Origin of the sequence: Pseudomonas sp. HMSC067G02, from assembly GCF_001813485.1 — a bacterium.
Lineage (GTDB): Bacteria > Pseudomonadota > Gammaproteobacteria > Pseudomonadales > Pseudomonadaceae > Pseudomonas > Pseudomonas aeruginosa.
The window spans coordinates 51,088-76,484 of the sequence record NZ_KV812721.1 but is presented as its reverse complement, the minus strand read 5'-3'; the positions used below and the strand labels follow the sequence as shown (position 1 = coordinate 76,484).

Genomic DNA, 25,397 nt, shown 5'->3' with positions numbered 1-25,397 from the left:
CATGTATCTCTTCCGACTGGCACTGGCCAGCCTGGCCAACCGCCGCTTCACCGCCCTGCTGACGATCTTCGCCATCGCCCTCTCCGCCTGCCTGCTGCTGGCGGTGGAGCGGGTCCGCACCGAGGCCAAGGCCAGCTTCGCCAGTACCATCTCCGGAACCGACCTGATCGTCGGCGCGCGCTCCGGCTCGGTGAACCTGCTGCTCTACTCGGTATTCCGCATCGGCAACGCGACCAACAACATCCGCTGGGACAGCTACCGGCACTTCGCCGAAAACCCGCGGGTGAAGTGGGCGATCCCGATCTCCCTCGGCGACTCGCACCGCGGCTACCGGGTAATGGGCACCGATGCCGGCTATTTCGAGCACTACCGCTACGGCCGCGGCCAGGAACTGCAACTGGCCGAGGGCCGCGCCTTCGGCCAGGACCTGTTCGACGTGGTGCTCGGCGCCGAGGTGGCCGAAGCCCTGCACTACAGGCTCGGCGAGAAGATCGTGCTGGCCCATGGGGTGAGCACGGTGAGCCTGGTCAAGCATGACGACAAGCCGTTCACCGTGATCGGCATCCTCCAGCGCACCGGTACCCCGGTGGATCGCACCCTGCACATATCCCTCGCCGGCATGGAGGCGCTGCACGTCGACTGGCGCAACGGGGTGCCGGCGATGGGCGCCGGGCGCGTCAGCGCCGAACAGGCGCGGCACATGGACCTGCAACCACAGGCGATCACCGCGTTCCTGGTCGGCCTGAAGAGCAAGGTGGCGACCTTCGCCCTGCAACGCGAGGTCAACGACTATCCCGGCGAACCGCTGATGGCGATCCTCCCCGGTGTCGCCCTGCAGGAACTGTGGGGCCTGATGGGCACCGCCGAGAAGGCACTGTTCGTGGTCTCGCTGTTCGTCGTTCTCACCGGCCTGATCGGCATGCTCACGGCGATCCTCACCAGCCTCAACGAGCGCCGCCGGGAGATGGCCATCCTGCGCTCGGTGGGCGCGCGCCCCTGGCACATCTTCGGCCTGCTGCTGGCCGAGGCCTTCAGCCTGGCGCTGGCCGGCGTCGCCCTCGGCCTCGGCCTGCTCTACCTCGGCATCGCCGCCAGCCAGGGCTACGTCCAGGCCAACTACGGCATCTACCTGCCGCTGGCCTGGCCGAGCGACTATGAGTGGAGCCTGCTCGGGGCTATCCTGGCGGCCGCCGTGCTGATCGGCTGCGTGCCGGCCTGGCGCGCCTACCGCCAGTCCCTGGCCGATGGCCTGTCGATCCGCCTATGACCCGGAGATATTCCCCGATGCTGCGCTCCCTGACCGTCCTCCTGCTGGCTTTCGCCCTGCTCCTGGGCAGTGCCGTGGCGCGCGCCGCGCCGCGCGAACTGACCTGGTCGCAACTGATCCCGGCCGGCGCCCCGCCCGCCCCGGCGCCGCTGCCGATCCACGACCTCGCCAACGCCCTCAGCGAAGCCGGCCCGGCGGCCAGCCAGCAGAGCCCCAACGCCCCGGTGGTGAAGGCACTGGACGGCATCGAGGCCAAGCTGCCGGGCTACATCGTGCCGCTGGAAATCAGCGAGGCCGGGCTGGTCACCGAGTTCCTCCTGGTACCCTACTACGGCGCCTGCATCCACGTACCGCCGCCGCCGTCGAACCAGATCGTCTACGTGAAGACCGCCAAGGGCGTGCAGATGGACGAGTTGTACCAGCCGTTCTGGGTCGAGGGCACCTTCAAGGTGGAGAACGCCAGCAGCGAGCTGGCGGCGGCCGGCTACCGCATGCAGGCGAGCAAGGTGACGCCCTACGAATACGAAGGTAGCTGAACGACATGCGACAATCCGCCGCGCCGTTTACGTTGCGGCGGTCACATTTGCTCCTAGGATTGATTGAGCTGTGTCAAGGAAGGCAACTGTTAGCTGGCTGACCATTAGCAGCACCAACACTTTCTAATACAAGGAATGGAGCTCATCATGCGTAAGTCCTGGCTTACCGCTTCCCTGCTGGCCCTCACCGTCGCCTCCCCGTTCGCCGCTGCGGATATTCAAGGACACAAGGCCGGTGACTTCATCATCCGTGGCGGCTTCGCCACCGTCGATCCCGACGACAGCAGTTCCGACATCAAGCTGGACGGCGCCAAGCAGCGCGGTACCAAGGCGACCGTCGACAGCGACACCCAGCTCGGCCTGACCTTCACCTACATGTTCGCCGACAAGTGGGGCGTGGAACTGGTCGCCGCCACTCCGTTCAACCACCAGGTCGACGTCAAGGGCCTCGGCCCGGGCCTGGACGGCAAGCTGGCCGACATCAAGCAACTGCCGCCGACCCTGCTGCTCCAGTACTACCCCATGGGCGGTACCAACAGCGCCTTCCAGCCTTACGGCGGCCTGGGCGTGAACTACACTACCTTCTTCGACGAAGACCTCGCCAGCAACCGCAAGGCGCAGGGTTTCAGCAGCATGAAGCTGCAGGACTCCTGGGGCCTGGCCGGCGAACTGGGCTTCGACTACATGCTCAACGAGCACGCGCTGTTCAACATGGCCGTCTGGTACATGGACATCGACACCAAGGCCAGCATCAACGGCCCGAGCGCCCTGGGCGTGAACAAGACCAAGGTCGACGTGGACGTCGATCCGTGGGTCTACATGATCGGTTTCGGCTACAAGTTCTGAGTCGTAGACTGTCGCGGGGCTTGCGCCCCCAACGGAAAAAGGCGCCTTCGGGCGCCTTTTCTCATCCTGCGGAAACGGGCCCATGTACCTCTGGCTGAAGACCCTGCACATCACCTTCGCCCTCAGCAGCGCCGCCCTGTTCGTCTGGCGCCTGGCCTGGAACTGGTCGGGGCGCAAGGCCAGCGGCATCCGCCGCTGGGGACCGCACCTGGTGGACACCCTGCTGCTGCTCACCGCGCTCGGCCTGGTGCACCTGGCGATGCCCTGGCCGCTACCGCTCTGGCTGCTGGCGAAGCTGGGGCTGTTGCTGGGCTACATCGTCTGCGCGGCGTTCGCCCTGCGGATGGCGCGGGGCCCCGGCAAGGGCCTGCTCAGCGTCCTCAGCCTCGCCCTGCTGGGCGGGATCTTCTACCTGGCGCTGAACAAGCCCTGGTGGTGATCAGCGGCCGAGCAGGCGCGCCAGCCCCACGCCCATCGGCGTCGGCTGGTCGAAGCGGAAACGCCGCAGCAGGCGCTCGTTGTTCGCCCGCGAATGCCTGATGTCACCGGCTCGCGCGTCGGCGTGGGTCACCGGCGGCAGGCCACCGAGCACCTGGCCGATCTCCGCCAGCAACTGCTTCAGGCTGATGCTGCGATTCAGGCCGACGTTCACCGCCCCGGGCTCCACTGCCGTCGCCTCCAGCGCCTGGACCAGGAAATCGACCAGGTCGGCGACGTAGATGAAGTCGCGGGTCTGCTCGCCGTCGCCGAACACGGTGATCGGCGTCCCCTTCAGGGCGCGCTCGGTGAATATGCTGATCACCCCGGAATAGGGCGAGGACGGGTCCTGGCGCGGCCCGTAGACGTTGAAGAAGCGGAAGATCGCCGGTTCCAGCCCATGCTGGCGGCGATAGAAATCGAGGTAGTACTCGCTGGCCAGCTTGTCCGACGCGTAGGGCGTCAGCGGCGACTTCGGGGTGTCTTCGTCGATCGCCGTGCCTTCGCCGTTCTGCCCGTAGACCGCTGCGCTGGAAGCGAACACCACGCGCTTCACGCCCTGCTCGCGCATCGCTTCGCAGAGGTTCAGGGTGGCGATGAAATTGCTCTGGTGGGTGGCGACCGGGTCGTCCACCGAGGCCTGTACCGAGGCGACCGCGGCCAGGTGGGCGACCGCCGCGCAGCCCTTCAGGGCGGCCGCCAGGGTCGCCGCGTCGGCGGCGTCGCCTTCGAGCAGCTCGACCCGTTCGTCGTCCAGGGGCAGGTTGTCGCGCTTGCCGGTGGACAGGTTGTCCAGCACACGCACGCGGTAGCCGCGCGCCAGCAGCGCGTCGGTCAGGTGGGAGCCGATGAAACCGGCGCCGCCGGTGATCAGGATGGGGCGTTCAAACATGCCTGTAGTACCTGTCCAATAGAGCCGGCAAACCTGCGCGCCAGGCGCGCGGCTTGATGCCGAAGGTGTGGAGGATCTTCTTGCAGACCATCACCGCGTGCTGCGGTTCGTCGAGCGCGTCCGGGCGCGCGGCATGGGCCTCCGCCGAAGGCTCCTGGATCAGGTTGGAGCGATAGGTACGCGCCTCGTTGAGGATCACCTGCCCCAGCGCCAGGGTGGTGGTCGCTTCCAGTCCGCCGTAGTGGTAGGTGCCCCACAGCGGCGCCTGGCAGTCGAGCTGCTTGAGCACCGAGAGCACCACCCGCGCGGCGTCGTCCACCGGCGTCGGGTTGCCGCGCCGGTCGTCGGCGAGGAACAGCGGCTGCGGTTGTTCGGCGCGGCTGAGGAAACGTCCCAGCAAGCCGTTCGGGCTTTCGTCCAGCAGCCAGCCGAAGCGGATCAGCACATGTCGCGGGCAGGCCGCGCGCACGCTCTGCTCCATGCGCCAGAGCGCCTGGCCACGCAGGCCCAGCGGAAGGGTCTCGTCCTTCTCGCTGTAGGCGGTGGCGCGGGCGCCGTCGAAGACCCGGTAGCTGGACGGCTGGACCAGCAGGATCTCGTAGTGCTGGCAGAGTTCCGCGAGGCGCTCGACGGCGCGCTCCTGGGCGCCCAGGCGCTCCGCCTCGACCTGCTCGGCCTGGAACCAGTCGTGGTAGAAGGCGAGGTTGATCACCGCGTCGGGGCGCGTTTCGTCCAGCAGGGTGGTGAGGCTGGCGGCATCCCAGCCCTGCTCGGGTGGTCTGGGCGCGAGGAAACCGATGTCTTCCTCCGCCCCTAGGCGGATCAGCGCCTGTCCAAGGGCATTACCGCCGCCCAAAAGCATCAGGCGCATTCGCATGGTGTAGGGGGGCACTCGAAATCTGATAGTGAATAGCGACGCGGCGCACGCCCCAAGGCAATGACATCCTACGCCTCGCTGGCGACATGAAAGGTGCGGGCATCGGGAGCTGCTTGTCGCGGCAGGTACCCCGGACAGCGCCGCCGTTATTTTCATGCAACCTGACACGCCGCATTCTTGCTGTGCCTCCGGTGAAGCGTCAAGCATTCACCGGGCCAGCTCCGCCAGCGGCGCGGATCGGCGGGACGAATGGCAGTGCGCGGCGGCGTCAGGCCGGTAGCGCGCCGGCCCGATAGTCCTTGGGCGAAACCTCGAACTGCTTCTTGAACGCCCGGCTGAAATGTGCCGAGTCGCTGAAACCCCACTTGAAGGCGATGGAGGTGATCGATTCGCCGCGCAGCCGTGGGTTGCCGAGGTCGGCGGCGCTGCGGCTGAGGCGCTGGCGGAGAATGTAGCGGCAGACGCTGTCGCCCTGCTCCTCGAACAACCGGTACAACTGGCGCACCGAGATGCGCAGGCGGCCGGCGAGCATGTCCGGACTCAGGCGCGGCTCCCGCAGGGATTGCTCGATCAGACGCTCCGCGTGCCGGCGCAGACTGTAGCCATAGAGCCCGGCCAGCGGTCCCTCCAATTCCTCGCCGGCGTGCTGTAGCGCCGGCCCGAGCAGGGCGATCAGCGCCTCCTGCAACGCCCCGCCTTCGTCCGCCACCGCCCACGGTTGCAGTTCTCCGGCGCACACCTGCTGCACCAGCAGGCCGAGCAGGCGACCACTGGCGCAGTTCGGCGAGAGTTTGCCGAAGGCCCGCTGGCTGGGTGGCAGGTGCCGGCATACCTGGTCGCGGGAGAGATGGAACGAGGTGTGTTCGATGAGTCCGTGGGGAATGATCTCGCAGCCGCCCGCGGAGTCCATCAGCGCCATTTCCCCTGGCGCCAGCTCTATGCTGTCCCCACCCTGGCGCAGTTGAGCATGGCCGCTGCGCTGGACGACCAGGAAGCAGTGACGGTCGTCGTCATGATCGGCATGGGTGGCCTGGCGGGCGATGCGCCCGGCGTTGGTGCGGATCTGCGCCAGCTCCAGGCCGCCGAGGTCCTGCCGCGAGATATCGCCGATGAACAGCGTCCGGTTCAGCGCGGGCTGCGACTCGAAGCGCCCGCAGACCTGGCGCAACGCCTGGTTCCAGGCTTCGAAGCTGTTGTGTGCGGAAGACAGGGTATGCACCGGGCACCTCCTGACGGCAACGGCCATCGTTATTGTTGTATGGCGCGGCAATTACCAAGCCACGCAGCGCTGCCGACATGATTAACATGTTATCGATATACCCACAAGCTGGCGCAAATAGACCGGCGGATACGCATCCGGGAGAGCCGGCAAGGGCCGTTCAGGCGGGAGAAAGCAGGCGCTGCAATTGGGCGAAGGCACCCAGCAGGGCCAGGCGCTGCTCGGCGACCAGGGGGATGTAGCGGCGATAGGCGGGGAAGCGGTTGACCACCTCGCACGCCCCCAGGTGTTCCAGGCTCACGGTCCAGCCCCTGTCGTCGCGGCAGAGGCGCAAACTCCGGAAGTCCAGCGGCATGAGTTGCTCCAGCAAGGCCCGGTCGCCCCCCTGCAAGGCCTCCCGCAACGGCTCGAGCCCGCTCCCGCTGCGCACCTTGCAAAGGATGCCGCGACGCCGCAAGCAACCGGCGTGACGCAGCTCCAGGCTGGCCGGCGGCCCCCCAGGCGCCGCCACGAACAGGCTGAACTCGGTGCTGACGATATGCATGAACAGGTGCGCCTGGACCCGCTCGCGAACCTCGAAGCTCAGCTCTTTCGTACGCAGCAACAGCCTGCCGTCCTGCGCCTCGCCGTCGCACGCAGCCAGGTTGCGCCGCACCAGGGCCAGGGTGGCTCCGGGGCGATAGGCGGCTGGCCGCCAGTCGCGCCAGTGGCGCTCATACCAGCGCGCCCAGGCGGACATGCGCCCTCTCCCGCTGCTGGTCCTCTTCGGCGAATTCCTTCTCCAGCACCTCTTCCACCGCCAGCGGACGGAACGGATTCACCCGCTGTACGCACAGGGTCCAGAACAGGGCGTAGGCGGCCGCCAGGCCGAGCATCAGGGCGAACGGCAGGTAGATGTCGGCGGGGTTCATATCCGGCGGCGTGATGTAGAACATCCCCAGCAGGATTCCGGCGCTGGAGAACAGCTGCGGCAACGGGAACAGCGGCGAGCGGTAGGCGCGCGGCAGGTCCGGGCGACGGATGCGCAGCAGCACCACGGAGAGGGTCACCAGCAGGTAGGCGGTGCCCCAGGCGCAGACCGCCGCCAGGACCAGGTGGATGATCCCTTCGCTGTCGCCGCCCAGCCACCAGGCGTGCAGGCAGGGAATCGCCGCTGCCACGGCGATGCACAGCAACGGTGTCTTGAAGCGCGGGTGCAGGTAGGTGAAGGCCTTCGGCAAGGCGCCATCCAGCGCCATCCCGTAGAGAATCCGCGGCAGGCCGGCCATCAGGGTGTTGATGGTGGCGGCCCCGGCGAACAGCAGGCCCACGCCCAGCCAGATGCGTCCGAACGGTCCCATCACCTGCTCGGCGAATCGCGGGATCGCCATCGGCGTCTCCAGCAGGTGCAGGCCGCCGCCGAGGTCGAGGTTTTCCACCTGCCGGCGCATCGCCGCGCCATAGAGGAACATGCAGCAGGCCACCCCGACCAACCCCAGGGCCATCGCCCGCGGCAGGGTCCGCGAAGCGTGGCGCACCTCCGGCGCCAGCGGCGTGACGAATTCGCAACCGACGAACATGAACATCGCCATGCCCACCAGCGACAGCAGGGTCGGCAGGTCGTCGCCGACCATCGAGGCCCCGAACCAGCCCTGCAACTCCACCGCGGGCAGGCGCAGCAGACCGGCCACGGCGAAGATCATCAGGGTGCTCCACATGCCGAAGGTGAGGATCACTTCGGCGCGACCGAAGGCGGTGATCCCCAGCGCATTCAGCAGGCCGAAGCAGAGCACCATGCCGACGCCCACCAGCCAGGCGCCGCCGCCCGGCTCGGTGAGGGTATTCAGCGACTCGAAGTTGACCAGCGCCATGGTGCCGCTGAGCATGGTCTCGGCGGTGCCGGCGAACACATGGACGATCAGGTAGGCCGACAGCGTGCCGGTGATCGCGAAGAAGCGCCCGAGGCCGCACGACAGGTAGTCGTAGACCGAGCCACGGGTCGGCAGCAGGCAGGCGGCCTCGGCGAAGGTGGTGGACTGCGCCAGCATCAGCAGCAGCGCCACCAGCATCGCCACGGCGAAGGTTCCGCCGCCCAGGCCGAAGCCGGTGGTGGCGGTGAGGATCACCGGGCTGGCCATGATCAACCCGACCGAACTGGCCAGGGCGGTGGGGAAACCAACCCGCCCGCGGAGCAGGTGCTGGGTGAGTCTGGAGTTGGACATCGACGTATCCTCGACGGCAGCGTTGCTGTTGTTGTTCTTGCGTCAGGCCCTGCCAGGGCGCGCCAGGCGCCCTGCGGGACGCGCCGGCGTCCCGTACGCTCCGCCGGCAGGCGAAGCGTGTCGAACAAAAGGCTGCCGCGGAGGGCAGCGAAAGAGCCGAACGAATCAGCTCACCCCGATTTCATCGATATCAGTAGGCGATGCACACCGACTTGTTCTCGGTGTACGCCTCGATCGCCGCATGGCCCATCTCGCGACCGATGCCGGACTGCTTGAAGCCGCCGAACGGCATCGACGGGTCGAGCAGGTTGTGGGCGTTCACCCATACCGTGCCGGCCTTGATCCTGGGCACCAGGTCCATGACCTGGCGCAGGTCGTTGGACCAGATGCTCGCACCGAGCCCGTAGATGCTGTCGTTGGCCAGACGCACCGCTTCGTCGAGATCGTCGAAGGGCGTCGCCACCAGCACCGGCCCGAAGATTTCCTCGCGCACCACCTGCATCCCCGGGGTGACGTCGGCAAGGATCGTCGGCTGCACGTAGAACCCCGTCTCGCCCTGGCGCGCCCCGCCGCAGACCACGCTGGCGCCCTCGGCCACCCCGCTTTCGATCATCCCCAGCACCCGCTCCTGCTGCCTGGCCGAGACCAGCGGGTTGATCTGCGTGGTCGGATCCAGGCCGGGGCCGATGCTCAGGTCGCCGGCGATGGCCGCCAGGCGCTCCAGCACCTGGTCGAAACGCTTGCGCTGCACATAGAGGCGCGAACCAGCGGTGCAGACCTGCCCCTGGTTGAAGAAGATCGCGCCGGCGGAACCGGCGGCAGCCATGTCCAGGCTGGTGTCATCGAGGATGATCACCGGGGATTTGCCGCCGAGTTCGAGGGAAAAACGCGTCATGTTCTCCACCGCCGCATGCCCGATCAGCTTGCCCACCGGGGTCGAGCCGGTGAACGCCAGCTTGTCGATGCCCGGGTGCGCCGCCAGTGCCGCGCCGGCCTCGGCGCCCGTGCCGGTGACGATGTTCACCACCCCTGGCGGAATCCCCGCCTCCAGGCACAACTGGCCGAGGCGCAGGGCGGTCAGCGGGGTTTCGTCGGCCGGTTTGAGGACTACGGTGCAGCCGCAGGCCAGGGCCGGGACGATCTTCCAGATCGCCATCAGCAAGGGGAAATTCCACGGCACGATGGCTCCGACCACGCCCACCGGCTCCGGCACCGTGTAGGCCCGGTAGCGCGCGCCTGGGACCGCGGCGATCGACAGGTCGAGGCTGCGGCCCTCGATCTTGGTCGCCCAGCCGGCCATGTAGCGGATGAACTCGACCGAGGCGCCGACCTCCAGGGCCCGCGACAGGTTGATCGACTTGCCGTTGTTCAGGGTCTCCAGCTGCGCCAGTTGCTCGCCATGCGCCTCGATCCGTTCCGCCAGTCGCAGCAGCAGGCGCTCGCGATCGGCCGGGCGCTGGCCTGCCCAGTTGCCTTCGAACGCACGCCGCGCGGCGGCGACCGCCCGATCGACGTCTTCGGCGCCGGCGCGGGCCACGCGCGCCAGCTCGGCACCGGTCGCCGGGTCGTACAGCGGCATGTCGGCGCCGGAACGCGCCGGCCCGGACTCGCCGTCGATCAGCAGGCCATGGGGACTGCGCAAGAAGGCGCTGACGGACGGGTCGATGGCAATACTCATGTGTGCTCCTCGGCTTGGCGACGGCGCTGCGTCATGCATGCGCCTACTACCCGGGAATACTCTGGACCCGCCGCTCCCCCGCTCGCTTGCTCCAGCCTGCCGGGTTTCTTGCCGCTGCCTGCCAAGCCAGGCAGAGAGAGACAAGACGGCGCGCCGGGGCATGGACATTCTGCCCGGCAGGCGGGACAGTGGACGTCCCGCCGCCTCGTCCCACGGGAGTCCCGCGCCATGCCTTCGACCCTGTCGCCCGACCTCGGCCCGCGCTGCATGCAGGCCTTCACCCAGGTGGTGCCGGCCAGCCTGTGCGTGTTCTATCGCATCGACGAGGATTGCCGCGCACACGATTTCCAGCTCCTGCGGATGCCGGCCGGCATGCACCGCGACTACCTGCGCCACTACCGCGACTACGATCCGCTGCAGCCGCGCCACTGCCTGGCCAGCGCTTCGCCGGTGGTGCCGCTGCGCCAGGGCATCGCCCGCCAGCCCGCGGAGGACAGCGCGCTGTACCAGGGCTTCCTGCGACGCCACGGGATCTGCGACGTGGTCGAGGTGCTGGCGCATGCGCAGCAGCGTCCGGTGGCGGCCCTGTCGTTGCTGCGCGACGCCCGCCTAGGGGCCTTCTCCGACCAGGAGCTGCGACGGTTGCGCGCCCTGCATGGCCTGATGGAGCTGGCGGCGCAGGCATGCGCCACGCCAACGGCCAGCGCCGAGCGCCTGCAAGGCCTGACACCGAGGGAACGGGAGATCGCCCTGCTGCTGCGCGACGGCGTCAGCAACAAATGCCTGGCGCAGTGCCTCGGACTCGGCCTGCCGACGGTGAAGACCCACCTGCTCAACCTGTTCCGCAAGACCGGCGCGCGCAGCCGCACCGAGCTGGTGAAGCGACTCTTCCTCTAGCCGCGCGCGGCCTGGGGGCTGCGCGCCTCCAGCCAGAAGAGGAACTGCCGCACCGCCAGCGGCTTGCCGCTCTCGTGCAGGCCGCGCAGGCGCTCGCGGTGGCGCCTGAAGGAGAAACCGGGAAATACCCAGGGCAGGTTCAACAGGTACCAGGCCAGGGCGCCGACATCGGCGAAGTGCAACACCTCCCAACCTTCGCCGCCTGCCACCGGCGACAACTCCGCGGCCTCCAGCTGGGCCCGGGCGAAACCCAGGTTCCAGTGCGGCGCCTCCGGCGTCGGCGCCGGTTCGCCGAGCAACGCATAGAACTCGCGGTTGAAGTCGCCGGCCACCTGCTGGGTGAGGAAACAGCCGCCGGGCGCCAGCACCCGCCGGACCTCCGATGGCAGATAGGACTCGTGGCGGTTGCCGACCAGGTCGAAGGTGCCATCGGCGAACGGCAACGCCCCGCCGCCATCGCCCTCCCGGCCCTGGCGATGGTTGTCCGGCGCGCCCTCCACCTCGACCACGCGGATGCCCAGGGGCTCCAGGCGACCCCGGGCAATCTCCAGGTTGGGCGCCCAGCCCTCGGTAGCCACGGTGAGCGGCGGACGATACGGCAGCCGGCTCAACCATTCGCCGCCGCCGGTGCCCATGTCCAGCAGGCTGGCGGCGGCCCGGCAGCGCTCCAGCATGCGCCCCGGGAAATCCCATGGCGGCGGTTCCAGGCGGATGCGTCCGCCATAGTCGTATTCCCAGCCGCGCATCGGTGTGCGGCCGGCTTCCGCCAGCAGCGCGTCGAATTCGTCGCCCGTCGCCATTTCGCCGTTCTCCCAGAGACCGCCCGCTACCATCCCCGAGTCTCCTCGCCAAGGCAAGCCCATAGAGAATGTAAAGCTTGCTTGACAAAGAAGAGCACCCCGGCCAATGTAAAGCTCCCTTTACATGGACGGTTCAACCATGACCCACAAACGTTTCTTCCTCGAACTGCTTCTCGCGCTGGTCGGCTATGCCGCTGCCGTTCTGATCAGCGGCCAGTTGCTGGCAGGCACGGAACCGGGCGCCAGCCGGGTCTTCCTCGCCCTGCTGCCGGTGCCACCGATGGTCGCCCTGGCGCTGGTGGTGATCCGTTACCTGCGGCGCCTCGACGAAATGGCCCGGCGCATCCATCTCGAAGCCCTCGCCCTGGCCTTCGTCGGCACCGCCCTGCTCACCTTCGCCTACGGTTTCCTCGAAACCACCGGCTTTCCGAAACTCTCGATGTTCTTCGTCTGGCCCCTGATGGGCGCGTTCTGGGCCATCGGCTGCGTCCTGGGACTGAGGCGCTACGCATGAGGAACCGGGTTCGCGAGTTGCGCGCGGAGCGCGGTTGGTCACAGGCGGAGCTGGCCGGAAAGCTGGAGGTATCGCGGCAGACGGTGAACGCCATCGAAACCGGCCGCTACGACCCAAGCCTGCCCTTGGCCTTCAAGCTCGCCCGGGTATTCGGACTGGCGATAGAAGCGATCTTCGACGACCGGGAAGCCCCGTTGGACTGAGTCCGATCCCGCTGCCGGAAATGTCCGGGGCGCCCTCTGGCGACCCCGGCGGCGAGCCCCCCTTACCCTGTACCAAATGGCAGTTGCCGCATTTCCCCTCGGGGCTAGCCTTGGACCAGGCCTATCGCCAGCCTTCCCCCTGGTCCCCGCTCGATACGCTGAAAAACCACGGATAACGTCTTTTCAACCGGCAAGACAGGAGTCTCAGCCATGTCGAAAGATTCTGTTCTTGGCTTATTCAGGCAACACGCAGATACCCATCCCGAACGCCCCGCCCTCGTCGATCGCGAGCGCTCGTTCAGCTACCGCGAACTCGACCGACTCAGCGACCGGCTGGCCGCCCACCTGGCCAGGCGCGGCGTCGCCCGGGGCGAGCGGCTGCCCCTGCTGGCCGAACGCTCGGCCGAACTGGTCATCGCCATCCTGGCGGCCGCCAAGTGCGCAGCGGCCTACGTACCGGTGGACCGTCGGCAACCCGACAGGCGCAAGCAGGAAATCCTCCGCCAGTGCCAGGCCCCCGTGGCCCTCGCCACCCAGGCCGAGGACCTGCCGGGGCAACCGGTGGAGGTCATCGCACAGGCGCTCGCGACGAGTGCGGCGGGTGCCGCGCCGAGACCGGCGCTCGACGGCAGCGAAGCGCTGTATGTGATCTTCACCTCGGGCACCACCGGCGAACCCAAGGGCGTGGTGATCGAGAGCCGCTCCCTGAGCAACCTCGTGGACTGGCACAACCGGCGCTTCGAGATGGACCAACGGAGCCGCACCACCCTGATGGCCGGCGTCGGCTTCGACGTTTGCCAATGGGAAATCTGGTCCACCCTGTGCGCAGGCGCCTGCCTCCACCTGGTGCCCGACGAGGTGCGCCCGGACCCGGCGGCGCTGCTGGCATTCTTCGCCGAGCAGCGGATCAGCCATGCCTTCGCGCCTACCGTGATGGTCCCTGCGCTGGTGGAGCAACCCGCTCCGCCGTCGCTGGCGCTGCGCTACCTGTTCTGCGCCGGGGAAAAACTGCCGCCGGTCGCAACCGGCGGGCTGCCCTATACCGTGGTGGATTACTACGGCCCGACCGAAGCCACGGTCTTCGCCACCTGCCGCATCGTCGACGCCGAAGCTCATCGGCGGCCCGCCTCGATCGGCACGCCCATCGACGGTTGCGAGGCATTCATTCTCGACGCCGACGACCGGCCTTGCCATGGCGACCGGCCCGGCGAGCTGAACCTGGCGGGCGTCTGCCTGGCGCGCGAATACCTGCGCGACCCGGACATGACCGCCAGGCGCTTCCACTACTCGCAGGCACTGCGGCGCCGGCTCTATCGCACCGGCGACAAGGCCCGCTGGCTGGCCGACGGCAGCCTGCAGTTCCTCGGTCGGCTGGACGATCAGGTGAAGATCCGCGGCCACCGCGTCGAACTCGGCGACGTCGAAGCCGCGCTGCTGCGCCAGCCGGCGATCCATGGCGCGGTGGTGCTGGCGCATGCCGACCCACGCTGCGGTAGCCAGCAATTGAGCGCCTTCGTGGTCCCCCGCCAGCGGGGCGGCGATGCCAGGGCCGTGCTCGCCGCCATCAAGACCGCCCTGCGCCAGGAACTGCCCGACTACATGCTGCCCAGCCGCTATCTGTCGCTGGACAGCCTGCCGACCACGGTCAACGGCAAGATCGACCGCCAGGCCCTGCGTCGACGCCTGGAGGAACAATGCCAGGAACGACTCGACGAGCAACGCTTCGGCACCCCCGGCGAACTGCAAGTGGCCCTGGCCTGGCAGGAAGTGCTGGGGCATACCGACTTCGGCCTGGACGACAGCTTCTTCGAGGTCGGCGGCCATTCCCTGCTGGCCGCCGCCCTGGTGCGCGAACTGAGCCGACGCTTCGGCAACCGTGCCTACATCCACGACATCTACCGCACCCCGAGCGTACGCCAACTGGCGGCCAGCCTAGCGCGGCGCGCCGGCGAAGCGCCGCCGGCGCTGGACAGCGAACCGGCCCAGGAGCTGCAACGGGACGTGCGCCTGCCCGCCGACGTGGATTTCAGTCGGCCCATGGACGCCGCCCAGTTGCTCGCGCCACGGCACATCCTGCTCACCGGCGCCAGCGGGCTGATGGGCGCCCACCTGCTCGCCGAGCTGCTGGCCAGCCGCGAGGCCGACCTGCATTGTCCGGTCCGTGCGCAAAACGACGCCCACGCCCTCGAACGCCTGCGCCAGGCCGCCCGGCAGCACCGCATCGAACTCGCCGAGTCGGACTGGCGACGGGTCAGGGCCTACGCCGCCGACCTCGCAGAACCAGGTTTCGGACTACCGGCGGAAACCTACCGCGAGCTGGCCGGCAGCGTCGACCAGGTCTTCCATTCCGCCAGCGCGGTGAACTTCATCCAGCCATACAGCTACATGAAGCGCGACAACGTCGAGGGGCTCGGCCAGGTCCTGCGCTTCTGCGCCAGCGGCCGCTGCAAGCCGCTGATGCTGCTGTCGAGCATCTCGGTGTACAGCTGGGGCCACCTGCATACCGGCAAGCGCCTGATGCGCGAGGACGACGACATCGACCAGAACCTGCCGGCGGTGGTCACCGACATGGGCTACGTGCGCAGCAAATGGGTGATGGAAAAGATCGCCGACCTCGCCGCCGAACGCGGCCTGCCGCTGATGACCTTCCGCCTCGGCTACGCCACCTGCCACAGCCGTACCGGCGCCCATGCCGACTACCAGTGGTGGAGCCGGCTGGCGCGGACCTGCCTGGAGTACCGGGCCGTGCCGCTCCTGCGCGAGCTGCGCGAGGGCCTGACCACGGTGGACTACATGGTAGAGGCGATCAGCGTCATCGCCCGCCAGCCTTCGGCGCTGGGCAAGAAATTCAACCTGGTGCCGAGCATTCCGCGCTGCCTGACCCTGGACGAGTTCTTCGACCGTCTCGGGCGACGCGCCGGGCGTCCCCTCCGGCAGATGCCGTTCGACGACTGGGTAAGTCTCTGGGAAGACAATCGCGACGCCCCGCTCTATCCCCTGCTGAGTATGTTCCGCGACAACATGTACGCCGGCCGCAGCACCGTCGAGTTGTACCAGGATACCTATCTCTGGGACTGCACCAACGTCGAGGAACACCTGCGCGGGAGCGCCGTGCGCGAGCCGGAGTTCGACGACCGCCTGCTCGACCTGTACCTCGCCGGCCTGGGCGGCAGCGCCATGCGGTAAGGTCGAGGCCGCCGCGGCCGGTCGCCGCGGCGGTTACCGCAGCGGGACGCGCTTGGGTATCCTGTCCGCTTTATCGCCCGGAGAACCTCATGCACAACGTTCTGATCGTCGGCGCCTCGCGCGGCATCGGCCTGGGACTGGCGGATGCCTTCCTGCAACGCGGCGCACAGGTATTCGCCGTCGCCCGGCGACCGCAAGGCTCTCCCGGGCTGCAGGCACTGGCGGAGCGAGCCGGGGAGCGCTTGCAAGCGGTGACCGGCGACCTCAACCAACGCGACTGCGCCGAACGCATCGGCGAGGCGCTGGGCGAGCGCGGATCGATCGCCTGATCGTCAACGCCGGCATCTACGGCCCGCAGCAACAGGATGTGGCGGAAATCGACGCCGAGCAGACCGCCCAGCTGTTCCTGACCAACGCCATCGCGCCGCTGCGCCTGGCCAGGGCACTGTCCGGGCGGGTTAGCCGGGGTGGCGTGGTGGCGTTCATGAGTTCGCAGATGGCCAGCCTGGCGCTGGGCCTGTCGGCCACAATGCCGCTCTACGGCGCCAGCAAGGCGGCGCTGAACAGCCTGGTACGCAGCTGGGAGGGCGAGTTCGAGGAGTTGCCGTTCAGCCTGTTGCTCCTGCATCCCGGCTGGGTGCGTACCGAAATGGGCGGCGACAGCGCGCCGCTGAGCGTCGAGGAAAGCGCCGCCGGACTGGTCGCGGCGGTGGAGGATGCCGCGGGCGTGAATGCCTGTCGCTTCGTCGATTATCGGAACCAGCCGCTGCCCTGGTGAAGCGGGCCGATCCGTCAGGGCATCCGGCAATAGCCCTCGGCCGCATACCTGATGAGGTCGGCATCGCGCTTGATGCCGAGCTTCTTCATGGCACTGACCTTCTGCGTACTGATGGTCTGCACGCTGCGATGCGAGCGCTCGGCGATTTCGGTGATGGTCAGTCCGGAGCCGAACAGACGGACGATTTCCGCCTCCCGGGGCGTCAGCCGTTCGTTGTGCGAGGAAAGCACCTGGTTGACGAAGATGTCCCTGATCGACGGCGAGAAATACTGGTTTCGCGAATAGGCCGCGCTCACCGCCGCCAGCAGGTGACTGGTCGAGTCGGACTTGCTGAGGATGCAATTGATACCCTGCTTGAGAATGGCCCGGATAAGACCCGGATTGTTCAGCATGGTAAAGACGACCAATTGCAGATGCGGATAACGTCGTCGCAGCAATGACAACAATGCCAGTCCATCGCCATATTTCCCGCCCGGCATCGTATAGTCGACGATAACGACATCGCAGTCGCCTTCGTCGAGCCGGCCGATCAACTCGGTAGAATTGGAAACTTGACCGAGCATCTCCAAAGAACCGCACTGACTCAGTTCGTAGGAAATACCCAGCGAAATGGCGGGATGATCATCCGCAACCATTACGCGAATGCGATGTAGGGACATCCTTGCGTCTCCTTAAGCGGTACACGGCAGGCGAAAGCGTTACCAGGAAACCTGTGGTCTCGGTCATGCCTGCCGCAGGCAGGCGGCCGCCGCTCGGCCGGCAAGGAGGAAAGCGCGGTCCGGAATCCGCCGACGCCACTGCCCCGGTTCAAAGTGAACATGTGTATTTTCTAGTGAAACCGACGATATTTAATATAGTAAAACTACTATTTTTTCGCCTCGCAAACTAACAACAAAGACACTTGAAACAGCCCCCGAAAAACGTATACGTAGACACTTATGAAAAACGATGAAATACGAAACGGACAAGCCAGAGCAGCAAAAAATTTGAAAAAAGAGTTCCGTGACAAGCTGAAACTATCGCCTGGAAAATAGCGTTCTTTTATTTGCGCGAAATCCTACCGAGGAAACTTGCATATCCCTCAGAAAGCCTTCGCCCATACGCAATATCGGTATTCCGCGTGCGGGAATGGCATGTGCGCACGAGACCCAGGACGAGCAGCGGAGCGATATGCAGAGCGCCTTCGGCGATCTGCAACCACTGGAGGTGAGGGGCCGAGCCTTCGCGAGGGCTGGCGCGAAAGCGGCCGACGGCGCTTCCCGAGGCGGGGCGGGAAACGCCGGGGAAAGAACGGCGGCGCCGCTCAGGGGAAGGTAAACGTGAACTCGGCGGCGCCGTCGGCGACCCCGGCCTTCAATTCGCCCTCCGCGCCGATACGGATGTAGGCGGCACTCAGCGGGAGGTCGGCGCTGTCGCCGACACGCCGCATCGGGTAGGGCGTGCCGTCGAAACGTATCCGCTGCTGGTCCAGGCCGTTCTTCACGACGATGCCGAACCCCGCCGCGCCGCCGCTCTTCAAGCTGAGGATCGTCGGGTCCTCTTGCTGCGCCGAGACATACTTGTCGCGGAAAGCGATTTCCGGCTTGGCCAGCGCCGCACACTCGCTGAGAGAAATATCGAAGGAACGCTCCGTGGAGGTGTCGTTGACCCGCGGGAAGTTCTTCAACGCGACGCTACCCAGTTTGACGTTGATTTCCCGTCCCACCTCGACCTTGCATTTCTTCGGGATCGGCGGCGGCGGGGGACCGCCGCCGATCCCGATGGAGGCCGGGCCGATCAGCGAATAGGGCTTTCGGCAAACCCCGGTGGGGTAGTTGTCCGCAGGCACCGCCAGGACGCTGCCGATGGACGCTTCGCCCTTCAGCCTGTCCACCGCCCAGAGATTCAGGGTGGCGCTGCCGGATACGCTGGTTACCTTCAGGTCGCCGGCAGGCAACTCGCCGGGGTCGACCGTCAGGACCAGTTCCTGTAGGTAGTCGCTGGTCGTGCTTCCGGAAAAGCTCGTGACTCGCTTGTCCAGCGCATGGGGCTGGTTGTCGACCGGAATCACCCGCTTGACGCCGTCCTGGGCATCCACCGAGATCCGATAGCCGATGCCTTTGACGTCGGACGCCACCGTGCCGTAGGGCCCCGGATAGCCCACCCCGGACCAGTTCCCCCCGATGACCAGCTCATGCGCCTCCTGGGAAGCCTGGGGCTTGTAGTTCAGGAACAGGCTCACCGGCCTGGCGAACAGCACCGTGCCTTTCGCCGTGCCGCTGGTCAGCTCGTTCACCACACGCCAGGGCAAGCCTTTGCCATTGCCGAACGAGCAGTTCAGGGCGACCTCGTTCAGGGCCCAGGCCTGGCCGCCGGTCAGGCAGCAGAGGCCGAGAACGAGCGCCTGCCGAGCCTGCGCGCCAGGCCGGCGGCGCAGGGAAACGCGGCCGGGAAATAACCTCATGCTCATGGAACTCTCCAAGATTGCGCCTGCGGAAGAGGGCCACACTCCAGGCGAGAGCGGCCCCGGCCGGAAAGGGAGGTCCGCCAGGGACCTCCCCTGCCGGCCTTACCAGATGTTGCCGTAGTCGATACCGGCAGGCGGCAGGAGCGCCGCCTCGCCGATCACGTAGTTGCCGCCCAGGACCCCATGGTTCTCGCCGACCTGCGCACCGTAGATCTGGCCGTAATGGGACTGAGGCTTGAAGTCGATCTTGCCGCTGACGCCGGAGTACTCGATCGATCCCAGGTTGACGCCGGCCAGCCCGCCCATGGAGACGTAGTAGTCGCCACTGACGGTGCCTTCCGACATGGACGAAACGATGCGTCCCTGGATCTGGTTCTCGCCGACCAGGCCGCCGATGCGGCTGCGCCCGCCGCTGTTGACGGTACTGCTGCTGCGCGCCGACAGGATCGAACCGGCGTTGCTGCCGACCAGGCCGCCAACCGACGCACTCGCAGCGGCGCTGACCCTGCCGCTGGTATCCACGTTGACCAGTTCGCCGCCGTTGTGGCCGACGAGCCCGCCCACCAGGCTGTTGAAGCCGCCGCTCACGTCGCCGCGCGAGATCGCATGGGCGACGGAACCGCCGAGGTTGTGTCCAATCAGCCCGCCGACGCGACTGTTGCTGCCGCCGCTGACCTTGCCCGTCGCCTCGGCGGTCTCGATGGCACCCTGGCTGTTGTTGCCGACCAGCCCGCCCAGATCCGCGCCCCCCTGGTCCATGACGCTGCCGCTGGCTTTCAGGTTTCCGAGCATGCCGTTGCCTTCTGCCTTGCCGATCAACCCTCCGGTCGCCAGGCCGCCCTTGCTGTACACCGACCCGCTCGCCTGCGAGCGGAATATCTCGCCGCCGGAACTCAGGCCGACCAGCCCGCCGGTATACCCCGCGCCGCCGGCCTCCACCTGGCCGCTGGCGCTACTATCGGAGACGTGGCCGAACATGTTGTAGCCGACCAGGCCGCCGACGTTCAGGCCGGGCCGGTAGGTCTCGACCTTCCCCTGGCTGCCGGACGCCCTGATCGTGGCCTTCGCATTCAGTCCGACCAGGCCGCCGACGCCGCCCAGGCTGTTGCGCTCGGTGGACTGGGCAGCCACATGGACGTTGCTGTGGGCGTTCTCGATGACCGCCTCCGGCCCCCAGGCGGTGGTGAAGTTCTCCCCCACCAGACCGCCGACCGCCGTGCTCGCCGCATAAGCGGTGACGCCGCCGCTGACGGATGCGTTCGTGATCTGCCCGTTGATATTGCGCCCGACCAGGCCGCCCAGTGCGTTGGAGCGCAGTCGGCTGCCGACGACCGAGACCCCGCTGGCGCTGACGTTGGCGATACGCCCGCTGTTGATCCCGACCAGGGCGCCGAGCGAAGACGGACCGGAGCCGTAGGTGTTATCGGATACCCGCAGGTTGTTCAGTTTCAGGTTGCTCAGGGTGCCCGAGGAGCGGGCGAACAGCCCGACATTCGGCCCGGTGTTGCTGATCGAGAGATTGCCGATGCTGTTGCCGAGACCGTCCAGGGTGCCGCTGAAGACGCCGGCGGGCCCGCCGATGGATTGCAGTGCCGTGCAGTAATAGCTGCCGCCCAGGATATTGCCGCCGAGCACGTACAGGCCGTCCAGGTTCTTGTTGATCGCCTGCAACTGCGCCAGGTTCTGCACCACCGTGTAGTAATAGCCGCCGGAGACGTAGGTCGCGTTGGCCCCGGCCAGGGAGACCGACGCCGTGCCGTTCACCCGGTGGCCTTCGCCGGCATCCATGGCCAGCGCGCTGCCAGCCCCGCCGAGAACGATCTTGTCATTGATATCGATAGCGCCTTCGGCCTTCAGCTCCAGCCCAGCCTTGGCGCCACTGGCATTCAGCCTGCCATTCAGCGTCAGGTCGGCCGCGGAGCCCAGCCCCAGCCGGTTGCCCGATGCCCAGCTCACCGAGCCGTCGAGGTCCAGGTCGCCCTTGGTCGAAACCAGTTCGATATTGGTGCTCGCCAGGTTCCGCGACAGGGTGTCGGCATGAACGGTGACGCCATCCGACACCGCCGATGGGCGCACGTCGATCTTGTCGGCAGCAATCTTCCAGGTGCCGTTGAGGCCATTGCTGGCGAGCGTGTTCACCTGGGTGCCCAGGGCCACCTCCACCGCCTGCCCCCGGACCTCGACCGTCCCGCCGTGCCCCGGTCCGTTCAACGCATTGGCGGACAAGGCGCCTCCCACCATGACCTTGCCGTCCGGGCCGCCATCGAGCACGATCCGCCCGTTCTTGCCGCGCAGCGAGCGGGCCTCGATGGCACCCTGGGTGTTCACCACCGTGTTGAGCAGCGCATTGGCGGTCCTGGCCGCCATCAGGACTCGCCCCCCGTCGGCCTTGAGCAGACCGCCGTTGCTTGCCAGCGCATTGGCGACCCCGGCGTCGACGCGGATGTCGAGCAGCTTGTTGCCGTCGAAATTCAGCGTCAGGTCGCTGCCCGCGCCGAGCCCGACACCGCCCATCTGCGCCAGGACCGTCCCGCGGTTGTCGACCTGCGCGCCCAGCAGGGCGATGCTGCCGCCTTCCGCCGCGGTGATGGCGCCTCCCTGGTTGAGGACACCGTTGGTAGAGGGACCCGTGAAACGGTATCTGGAGGAGTTGCCGTTGAACTCGGCATCCGTGATGTCCAGCGTGGAAGCCACCAGGCCGCCGACATTGACCTGGGCGCCGCGACCGAAGAGCACGCCGTTGGGGTTGACCAGGAAGACCTGGCCGTTGGCATCGATCCGGCCCTGGATATCGCTGGCCTTGGTGCCGATCACCCGATTCAGGGCAATCGAGCTACTGCTCGGCTGGTTGAAGATCACCCGCTCGCCGGCGGCAACGCTGAAGGAGTCCCAGTTGGCGATCAGCTTGTCGACCTTCTGGTTGACCGACAGGCTGTTGCCGCCCGACAGGTGTATCTCCCCGTTCGCGCTCCCGCCGACCACCGTTCCCCCGCTTGGCAGCGCATAGGCCGGAGCCAGGGCCGTGGCGCCCAGCAGGGCCAGGGCGGAGGCGATCGCCGCCTTGGCGCCGGCGGGCTTGCCGCGCCTGCGACTGCCTTCGCTGACGACGTTCCAGCAGCCCTGGGATACGTTCCAGACCAGTGCATAGCATTTGTTCATGTGCTTCCTTCCTCCAGTGAAACCCCGCGACCTATTCGCAGGGCCGTGCTACGGCAGGAGCCCAACTCCCCGGGCCCTGCCGAACTCCTACGGGTATCTCTCTGCCGGCGCGTCGCCGCGCTCGATCTGGCCGTCATCCCCCACCGCATCGAAATGGACCCGCACCGCCTCGCCGGGCACGGCCGGCAGACTCAACGGGGTAACGGCGAAAGGCGGCAAGGTGACGCTGCCGAGGGACATGGCGAGGTCGCCCTCGCCCAGCTCCAGGCGCACCAGGGAAACGTGATAGGGACTGCGGTTGTCCGCCTCCAGCAGCGCCCGCTGCCCCGGCCGTACCGCCGGACGCAGGCGCCAGACGACCTGGCGCGCGGCGGCTCGCGGATCGCCGGCCAGACCCTGCGGACGGAACAGGAGCTTCATCCGCAGGCGGTAGCTCACCAGCAGCAGGTTGCCGCTGCCGTCCTCCCGCCCCGGCACCTCCAGCAGGTTGACCCAGAACAGCGATTCCCGGTCGTCCGGCAGCGGCTCGCCGGTATGGCGAAGCTGGAGCGCCTGGGTCTCCTGCGGGTCCATACGCAACAGCGGCGGCGACAGGATGAACGGCACCGTGACAGCGCTCGGGTCCGCCGTCTCGTCGCCGCGATCGAGCCAGGCCTGGACCAGGGCCGGGCGCGTCCCGACGTTACCGACGCGAATCGTCAGCGCGGAAACGCCCGCCGGATAGATGAAACGGGTCCCGATCACGGACAGCGAGGCGGAGGCATCGGCCACCAGCGCCACCAGCAGGACCCAGGCCGTGCCGCATCGGCCCAGGCCGACGCCGGTCACAGCGTGCGCTCCCGGTCGGCGGCCGACGCCGGGCGACATGCCAGTTGCAGGACGGGAGGCGTCGTCTCGCGCGGGCCCAGCGCATAGTCGACCAGGCACTGCTGCTGCGGCTCGTTGCCCCAGCGCACCCGAACCGAGCCGCGATCCTGCTCGACCCGCAGCACCAGGCGGCTGCCCTGGCCGACGGCGCCCACCGACTGCCCGCTGTGGGCATCGAGCACTTCCGCGGCGAACGGCAGGGGCTCGCCGCTGGGCATCCGGCTATCCACCAGCAAGGGCCTCGCTACCCGCGTCGGATAGTCGAGGCGCACCACCGCTCCGGCGGTGGGCGCCACGTTGCGCGAACTGGACCTCAGCTCGATCTCGTCGGCCATGCCGTTGGGGTCGAGGTCGACACTGTTCAACTGGTAGGGCAGCAGGTTGGGAATCACCGCATAGCCGTGGCGGTCGACCCGGCTTCCCGAGTAGCCGGCAGCCGCGCCCCTGGCGTTTGGCGCGTGGACCAGGCCGATCGTCTCGCCCAGGGTTTGTGCCGCGGTGATCCCGCCGCTGTGCGCGACCAGGCCCCCCGCGGCCTTGACCGACAACTGCCGATAGCCCGGTCCCTGCGAGAGGCTGGAGCCGAGTTCGACCTGCGGCAGTCGATAGTCGAGGCTGGCGCTCTTCGAGGTCTGCCGGCTGTCGCGGTCATGGGAGGCCGACAGCGAGTAGGAGGCCTCGCCACGCTTGCCCAGCATGCCGGAAACCCCGCTGGTGAGCTGGGTTCCGCTGTTGCTGTCGCGGGTCAGGTAGCTGCTCAGGGTCGGCGACCCGCGTCCCGCGCCGCCCAGCGGAATGGACAGGTTCAGGCTGAACAGCGTGCTGGTCTCGCCGCGCTTGTCACCGCTGGAAAAGCCTTCGTAGTGGCTGCGCAGGCGTTGCGCGGAAATGGAGTAACTGACGTCGCGCCACTGGTTGCTGTAGCCGACGGAGAAGTTGACCGCCCGCCCGCCGCCGCTCCAGTAGCGCTGCGAGGAGCCGTTCAGGTACAGGTTGCCGCCGTTGCCCAGTTGCTGGCTGATGTTGGCGTCGAGACGGTTGCGCAAGCGCGAGAACGACTCCAGCGGCTCGCCTCGCTCTACCCGGTCCTGCATGAAGGCCGCGTCGCGCAGGCCGAGATAGCCACCGGTGGAGTAACGATAGGCGAGCAGCGAAAAGTTGGTGCCGGTGTTCGGCAGGTTCTTGCTGTAGGCGAGACGGTAGCTGGAGCCGCTAAGGCGATCGTCGCCGGGAACCTCGGTACGCGCCAGCGTCACGTCACCGGAGAATCCGCCCACCGGCGTGTTCAGCGCCGCGCCCATCAACCCGGACATGTAGCTGCCGGTGAAGGCCCCGCCCCCGTATGCGGTGACGTCGTTGCCCAGGCCGCGCTGGTAGACGCCCTGCAGCATGTTCGGCCGACGCTCCAGGCTGGGATCGTTGAGCCGCCCGGCCGTCAGGCTGTAGCGCGTGGTCCCGGGGCGCAGCAGTTGTACGGTGGTGGCGAACGGCACGATGAAACTGCGGACTTCCCCGCTGGCTTCGGTCACCCGCACTTCCAGGTCCCCGCCATAGCTGGCGGTCTGCAGTTCGTCGAGAGCGAACGCCCCGGGTGCCACCGTGGTTTCGTAGATGAGGTAGCCGCGCTGGTAGACCGATACCCGCGCATTGGTACTGGCGGTCCCACGGACCACCGGAGCGTAGTAGCGCAGCGAATCCGGCAGCATCCGGTCATCGCTGGAGAGCTGCACTCCACGGAAGGACACCGCATCGAAGAACTCGCTGCTGGTGGAGTTTTCTCCCAGCAATAACTGCGCACGCCAGACCGGCAGGTCGGTCTGCACATAGGTTGCGCTACGCTGGTAATGGCTGCCCATGCGGCGCGACCAGGTGGCCGTGCCGTTGTGGCGCAGGCGCGCCCGCCCGAAATTGAAGCCGGCGTTCATCCCGGCATAGCCGCTGGTGGCGCTCCTGCCGTGGTTTTCCCTGACGTGGAGATTGCTGTTGTAGTTGAGCAAGGCGGCGGAAATGCCGCTGTCCCAGCTCGCCGGATCGACATAGGTCTTCGAAGAATCCAGGCTCAGGTAATAGCTGGGCACCGAGACATAGATCGACTGCTCGGCGATATCGAGCTTGACCCGGGCCCCCGGCACATAGCGCTCGAGAGGGTCGCAGTGCAAACCTTCGGGCAGAGGATCGCGAGCCGAGGAACGGTCCTGGCCACGCGCGCTCTTCTCCAGGTCGATGCCCGCCCGCTCCAGCAGGCCCCGGTCGTAGCAGAAGACCGCGCTTTCCCGCCCCGGCTGGCGGCGCAGCTCGACGTCCTCGACGCCACGCCATCGGCTGTTGAGCAGCAGGTCGAGGCGATAGCGGCCTGGCTCGATGACGTCGCCGCGCTCGAAACGCGACGTATCGATCGAGCGTCCGCCCGGCCCCAGGGCCAGCATCTGCGCGTCGAAGACGATCCGCCGCGACGGTGCGTCCAACCCGCCGGCCGGTGACGCAACGGCCGCCGCGGGCGCCTGCAGCTGTTTCGCCGGTGCTCCCGCCCTGGCCTCCTTCGCTTTCGCCCCGG

At 67.5% G+C, this 25,397-nt stretch carries 20 protein-coding genes and 1 pseudogene; 9 read left to right on the top strand and 12 right to left on the bottom strand.

The genetic code is table 11. The features are described from left to right. The first annotated feature begins 1 nt into the window (after position 1). The 4 genes from HMPREF2914_RS26935 (at position 2) to HMPREF2914_RS26920 (ending at position 3,088) form a co-directional block, all read left to right on the top strand. Positions 2-1,267 carry an ABC transporter permease gene (locus tag HMPREF2914_RS26935; protein ID WP_023092431.1) on the top strand — a complete coding sequence of 422 codons (1,266 nt, stop codon included), beginning with the start codon at positions 2-4 and terminating at the stop codon, positions 1,265-1,267. A 17-nt stretch (positions 1,268-1,284) separates the two neighbouring features. Next, on the top strand, positions 1,285-1,803 hold the full coding sequence (locus HMPREF2914_RS26930) for a DUF3299 domain-containing protein (protein WP_003137628.1): 519 nt from the start codon (positions 1,285-1,287) through the stop codon (positions 1,801-1,803). Positions 1,804-1,950: 147 nt separating this feature from the next. After that, positions 1,951-2,649, top strand: coding sequence for an outer membrane protein OprG (gene oprG / locus HMPREF2914_RS26925; protein WP_003093337.1), 699 nt, complete (start codon positions 1,951-1,953; stop codon positions 2,647-2,649). Between the two features lie 82 nt (positions 2,650-2,731). Next, positions 2,732-3,088 (top strand): SirB2 family protein, encoded by a 357-nt coding sequence (locus HMPREF2914_RS26920; protein WP_023092430.1) that lies wholly within the window; start codon positions 2,732-2,734, stop codon positions 3,086-3,088. Here the strand turns inward: HMPREF2914_RS26920 and HMPREF2914_RS26915 are convergent, their stop codons facing one another. From HMPREF2914_RS26915 to HMPREF2914_RS26890, 6 genes are all read right to left on the bottom strand, one after another. Beyond that, positions 3,089-4,018 (bottom strand): NAD-dependent epimerase/dehydratase family protein, encoded by a 930-nt coding sequence (locus HMPREF2914_RS26915; RefSeq protein WP_003093339.1) that lies wholly within the window; start codon positions 4,016-4,018, stop codon positions 3,089-3,091. Then, positions 4,011-4,895 carry a dTDP-4-dehydrorhamnose reductase gene (locus HMPREF2914_RS26910; RefSeq protein WP_003113045.1) on the bottom strand — a complete coding sequence of 295 codons (885 nt, stop codon included), beginning with the start codon at positions 4,893-4,895 and terminating at the stop codon, positions 4,011-4,013. The genes HMPREF2914_RS26915 and HMPREF2914_RS26910 overlap by 8 nt, the downstream gene beginning before the upstream one ends. Positions 4,896-5,163: 268 nt before the next feature. Further along, positions 5,164-6,114 (bottom strand): transcriptional regulator FeaR, encoded by a 951-nt coding sequence (gene feaR / locus HMPREF2914_RS26905; RefSeq protein WP_023092429.1) that lies wholly within the window; start codon positions 6,112-6,114, stop codon positions 5,164-5,166. Positions 6,115-6,274: 160 nt separating this feature from the next. Next, the gene (locus HMPREF2914_RS26900; RefSeq protein ID WP_023092428.1) at positions 6,275-6,853 is read right to left on the bottom strand and encodes a DUF3156 family protein; all 579 of its coding nucleotides are present in this window, start codon (positions 6,851-6,853) and stop codon (positions 6,275-6,277) included. Then, positions 6,828-8,315 carry an APC family permease gene (locus tag HMPREF2914_RS26895; protein ID WP_023092427.1) on the bottom strand — a complete coding sequence of 496 codons (1,488 nt, stop codon included), beginning with the start codon at positions 8,313-8,315 and terminating at the stop codon, positions 6,828-6,830. Before HMPREF2914_RS26895 ends, HMPREF2914_RS26900 begins: the two co-directional genes overlap by 26 nt. 190 nt (positions 8,316-8,505) lie before the next feature. Beyond that, positions 8,506-9,993, bottom strand: a complete 1,488-nt coding sequence (locus HMPREF2914_RS26890) for an aldehyde dehydrogenase family protein (protein ID WP_003113043.1) — start codon at positions 9,991-9,993, stop codon at positions 8,506-8,508. Positions 9,994-10,221: 228 nt separating this feature from the next. Here HMPREF2914_RS26890 and HMPREF2914_RS26885 point away from each other — a divergent pair, with 228 nt between their 5' ends. Next, positions 10,222-10,890, top strand: coding sequence for a helix-turn-helix transcriptional regulator (locus HMPREF2914_RS26885; protein WP_023092426.1), 669 nt, complete (start codon positions 10,222-10,224; stop codon positions 10,888-10,890). On the opposite strand, the gene HMPREF2914_RS26880 is transcribed toward HMPREF2914_RS26885, so the two are convergent. Beyond that, entirely contained in the window at positions 10,887-11,723 is an 837-nt protein-coding gene (locus HMPREF2914_RS26880; protein ID WP_023092425.1) for a class I SAM-dependent methyltransferase, read from the bottom strand. The genes HMPREF2914_RS26885 and HMPREF2914_RS26880 overlap by 4 nt on opposite strands. Before the next feature lie 106 nt (positions 11,724-11,829). On the opposite strand from HMPREF2914_RS26880, the gene HMPREF2914_RS26875 reads away from it, so the two are divergent. The 4 genes and pseudogenes from HMPREF2914_RS26875 (at position 11,830) to HMPREF2914_RS26860 (ending at position 16,371) form a co-directional block, all read left to right on the top strand. Further along, positions 11,830-12,204: a hypothetical protein gene (locus tag HMPREF2914_RS26875; RefSeq protein ID WP_023092424.1), complete on the top strand. Its 375-nt coding sequence runs from the start codon at positions 11,830-11,832 to the stop codon at positions 12,202-12,204. Further along, positions 12,201-12,407: a helix-turn-helix transcriptional regulator gene (locus HMPREF2914_RS26870; RefSeq protein WP_023092423.1), complete on the top strand. Its 207-nt coding sequence runs from the start codon at positions 12,201-12,203 to the stop codon at positions 12,405-12,407. Before HMPREF2914_RS26875 ends, HMPREF2914_RS26870 begins: the two co-directional genes overlap by 4 nt. A gap of 210 nt (positions 12,408-12,617) precedes the next feature. Further along, entirely contained in the window at positions 12,618-15,593 is a 2,976-nt protein-coding gene (locus HMPREF2914_RS26865) for a non-ribosomal peptide synthetase (RefSeq protein ID WP_023092422.1), read from the top strand. Positions 15,594-15,682: 89 nt separating this feature from the next. Next, positions 15,683-16,371: pseudogene (locus HMPREF2914_RS26860) on the top strand (SDR family oxidoreductase). Positions 16,372-16,385: 14 nt separating this feature from the next. Here the strand turns inward: HMPREF2914_RS26860 and HMPREF2914_RS26855 are convergent. From HMPREF2914_RS26855 to cupB3, 5 genes are all read right to left on the bottom strand, one after another. Further along, the gene (locus HMPREF2914_RS26855; RefSeq protein WP_003093364.1) at positions 16,386-17,030 is read right to left on the bottom strand and encodes a response regulator; all 645 of its coding nucleotides are present in this window, start codon (positions 17,028-17,030) and stop codon (positions 16,386-16,388) included. Positions 17,031-17,674: 644 nt separating this feature from the next. Continuing rightward, positions 17,675-18,820 (bottom strand): fimbrial protein, encoded by a 1,146-nt coding sequence (locus HMPREF2914_RS26850; RefSeq protein WP_023092421.1) that lies wholly within the window; start codon positions 18,818-18,820, stop codon positions 17,675-17,677. A 99-nt stretch (positions 18,821-18,919) separates the two neighbouring features. Then, positions 18,920-21,976: a two-partner secretion domain-containing protein gene (locus HMPREF2914_RS26845; RefSeq protein ID WP_023092420.1), complete on the bottom strand. Its 3,057-nt coding sequence runs from the start codon at positions 21,974-21,976 to the stop codon at positions 18,920-18,922. Positions 21,977-22,063: 87 nt separating this feature from the next. After that, the gene (locus tag HMPREF2914_RS26840; protein ID WP_003093371.1) at positions 22,064-22,804 is read right to left on the bottom strand and encodes a fimbrial biogenesis chaperone; all 741 of its coding nucleotides are present in this window, start codon (positions 22,802-22,804) and stop codon (positions 22,064-22,066) included. After that, entirely contained in the window at positions 22,801-25,269 is a 2,469-nt protein-coding gene (cupB3, locus tag HMPREF2914_RS26835) for a fimbrial biogenesis outer membrane usher protein CupB3 (protein ID WP_031687649.1), read from the bottom strand. Before cupB3 ends, HMPREF2914_RS26840 begins: the two co-directional genes overlap by 4 nt. Between the last annotated feature and the right edge of the window lie 128 nt (positions 25,270-25,397).